2 protein-coding genes and 1 pseudogene are annotated in these 3,706 nt (G+C 59.9%); 2 read left to right on the top strand and 1 reads right to left on the bottom strand.

Annotated elements, in window-relative coordinates; translation table 11 throughout:
- Together CIK75_RS15940 and CIK75_RS15930 are read left to right on the top strand one after the other, a co-directional pair.
- The coding region (locus tag CIK75_RS15940) for an FtsK/SpoIIIE domain-containing protein (RefSeq protein ID WP_206745481.1) at positions 1-1,720 on the top strand (1,720 nt) is incomplete at its 5' end.
- A 274-nt stretch (positions 1,721-1,994) separates the two neighbouring features.
- Entirely contained in the window at positions 1,995-2,708 is a 714-nt protein-coding gene (locus CIK75_RS15930) for a metal-dependent hydrolase (protein WP_096224588.1), read from the top strand.
- A gap of 34 nt (positions 2,709-2,742) precedes the next feature.
- On the opposite strand, the pseudogene CIK75_RS16270 reads toward CIK75_RS15930, so the two are convergent.
- Positions 2,743-3,706, bottom strand: a pseudogene (locus CIK75_RS16270) (hypothetical protein); the annotation flags it as partial.

Here is a 3,706-nt window from a genome sequence, read left to right as displayed (position 1 = left end):
GATCGATACCTCGGCTGTGAAGTGGAAGGCGGAGTTCAATGCGGTGGTTCGCCAGGTCTTCCCGATGATGAAACCGGCGTTGAGCCAAGGCAAGAAGCCCGGAGTGATTCTTCTTTCCCTGGCCCCGTCGAAAGAGTCCGGGGCGGCGGCGGACGAATCCGCGGAACGGGTCACGACGATTGCCAAGGAGCTCTTAGGCGAGAATGCCGACGTCGGCATCACGGGTTCCGAGGAAGACCCAAAGGAAATCGTCATCAGGCACAATCACGGAACGAACATGTCCTTCGGTGCCCGCAGGCTACGGGTCGAACGGGTTCTGAACACTCGCGTCCCGGGTTCCTGGCAGTCGCATTGGGATCTCGTGGGGGACGTGGTGACATTCAAGCGCAAGGAACCATTGCCGGATCTGGTGATACCGCCCGAGGAACACCTCCCGGAGATCACGACGCATGAACAGTACGCAAATTGGAGGGTCGTCTATGGCAAGACGGAGAACGACCAGGACGTGTTCTGGCATCCTCGCGAACAAGCACACATGCTCGTGGTTGGTCCCACCGGTTCAGGCAAGACGGTCCTGTTGCACCGGGTAGTTCAGGCTGCTGCTCAAGCCGGATGGAGGATCCACGTCGTTGATGGCAAACGGATCGAATTCATCGGCTTCAGGAACTGGCCCAACGTCGAACTGATTGGTGCCAAGGTAGAGCACCAGGTGCGGATGATCGTTGGGGCGCACAAGTTAATGGAAGAACGTTACTCGCTGATCGAGTCCGGACAGGTGCGGGTATCGGATCTGGAACCCCTGATGCTGGTGCTCGACGAAGTGGCCACTTTGCGCAAGCGCATCGATCGCTGGTGGCTATCGGTCCGGCCCAAGGGGGCCCCAGCCAAGGCGCCTGTTCAGGAGCTGCTGGCGGATATGGTCCGGTTGGGCCGAACGGCCAAGATCCATCTGGTCATGGGCCTGCAGCGTCCCGACGTCGAGTTCCTTGACGGCGAGATGCGGGACAATTTCGGGGCTCGTGCCGCCCTGGGTCGTATGTCCCCGCAGGGCGCGATGATGATGTGGGAGAACGCCGGAATCGGCACAAGCGTTCCCCGCGGCAAGCCGGGGCGGGGGTACAGCACGACTCTGGCCGGCCCGGTGATGGAAACCCAATTCCACCTCGTGCCGAACCCCGACCCGGGAAGCCCCGGCTACTCGGAGGAAAAAACCGAGGCAGTCCGCCCGGTCCGGACACGATGGCCAATCAAACACATCGAGGATCTGGACCCCGTCGACACTGACCTGGACGGCAACGAGGTCAAACGAACCTACGACGACTTCCTGGATGCCAGGATCCTCGACGGGCCCTCTCCCATCTGGGCGACTTACACCACCCCGGCCGAGGCAGCCTCTCCGGAAGAGGACTCCGTTCCAACCATCGGGTATGCCCCCGAGGAAACAGACGACTACGGAGTTCCAGACGAAATGGGTCCGGAGTTTGAAGGAGATGGCTTCCATGCCGATCAGCTGCCGATCAGCGCCGCCGATCTCTGCGAGGGCGACCTAGCCGAGGTGGATGATTCCTTGGAGCTGTGGGGAATCGTTGAATCCGTCGAGGTTTCTGATACCGGAGTCATGGTCGACTTCCGGGATCCCGAAACCGGCGACCCCGAGTCCATTGGGCTGGACGTCAACGCAGTAATCACCGTCCGCAAACCGAACGTGGAGGAAACATAATGGCCGATCGTGATTTAGATGATGACAGTACCTTTATCACCTTTTTGGCAGCTGGCGTCCTTGCATTCGGATGGATCCCCCTGGTGGCCTTTCTCGACCCGGTCAGGGTTTGGATGCTCGACCACGGTGTCCTAGTACCAGCCCATGAAGCCGCGGTGGTGATCCCGGGGTGGGACTCCGGCCTCGACTTGCCCAGGCTGGCCCTTTTGGCCCTAGTGGTTCTGTTTCTGATGGTCATCGCGGTCTCAGGGGTTCGACGCTGGAGGTCCCGCTCATGATGGGGGCGAACCACGCGGCCATGGGTGCAGGAAGTTGGTTCGCCGTGACTGCGACAGCCCCTGGGGCCCTGGGCATCATCACGACCGACCCGAAGCTGGTCCTGATCGGTATGTTCACCACGGCTGGGGCCGCGCTCCTTCCGGACTGGGACCATCGCAAAGCGACAATCACGTGGTCGCTGCCGCCGCTGAGCAACATCATTGCCAGAGTGCTCGAAAAGGTAGCCGGCGGTCACCGAGCCGGAACCCACTCACTTCTGGGCATCATGTTCTTCACCGCAATCGCCTGGGCCGCCGGCCTCCTGACCCACACCACCAGCCAGGGACATACCGTGAACACCGGGGCGGGAATCGTGGGACTCTTCCTCGTATCCCTGGCAGTCGGAGCTCTGAAAGCGATCCCATCCTCTAGCTACTTCACTGTCTGGGGCATCGCGCTGGCCTGTGCCGGGTTCATCGCCTGGTTCTCGCCCACGAACCCATGGTGGGTGCCCATGAGCGTGGGAGTCGGAGTAGCTGTTCACATTCTTGGCGACTTTCTCACCGTCGGGGGAGTGAAGATCTTTTGGCCGATCAGGCACGACTCGGTGGCAGTTCCGATCTTGGGGAAGACCGGAGAGGACAAACTTGGAGAAATACTGGCCGGCACAATTTTCGGCCTCTACTTCGCCTATGCCTTGATATGGACCATCCACGCATTGATCGTGTAGGTCCTCATGTCCTCTTCAAGCAGACGATCCTGGCTCAGGCTGCCGCGGTACGCCCCCAGTAAGCCGACTCCGGCGGGGGCATCCAATACTCCTCTAATTCAGGTTTGAACCGTTCTGCGGACATCACTGAATCGAACAGCTCACCCGACAGCGCTTCAGCGGCATCGAACAGCTCCTTCTCCGCATCTAGGAGCTCGTGTTCGGCCAGGGGATCCATGTAGCCGTCATTGCCCGGGATCGATGCAAGATAGGTAGCCCAAAGCCGACGCTGATGACGGTAGAGGTTGATCTGGCGCTCGACGTCTTCCAGCACACCCAACTGGTCAGCCAGCTGCACTAGATCCGTCGCGTATTCCAATTTCCAACCATGCTGATCAGCGCGCAACATACCCAATTCGGCCATTTCACGGACCGACGCATATACGGCGCTACGGGACATCCCGGTGGCCTGAACAATCACACTCACCTGGGCCCTGCCCCGACGTTCGATCGCTTCGTACACGAGGGCAGCTACAGGCCCCAAGGCGCGGAACACCGGACGAACCGCATGAATCTTCCCCTTGGCCAGTCCCCGACGCATCGCCACGTCCTTGTCTGCTGCGGAAAGCTCAACAACGTACCGATCCGCATCAAGGCCACGCCCTCGAGCGACTAACCGCACGGGGCTTCCATCAATTGCCACCAACCGCCTTAGATGCCTAGCCACCGTCGCGTGATGAAGACCTGTAGCCACAGCAATGGCCCGACAGCCCACGGCCACCTCCTGACTACCTGTCATCTGAGCAAAGACCAGCAGGGCCCGGAGGATGAACTTTAGATAGATCGATTCACGTACCTTTTCTATCCGGGCATCAAAGAGATCCAGGAGCATTCTGGATTCACGAACCAGCCCATGACCACCGAGAGACCCGCCCCCCTGTGAGGTTAAGTGGGCGTTCATGTCGTTTTTACGGACAGGTGAAACAGCAGGCTTGGGAGTGGGATTAATAAAAGAAACG

The organism is Glutamicibacter sp. BW78, assembly GCF_002332245.1.
Classification (GTDB): Bacteria; Actinomycetota; Actinomycetes; order Actinomycetales; family Micrococcaceae; genus Arthrobacter_H; species Arthrobacter_H rhombi_A.
This window is presented reverse-complemented; position numbering and strand designations above follow the sequence as displayed.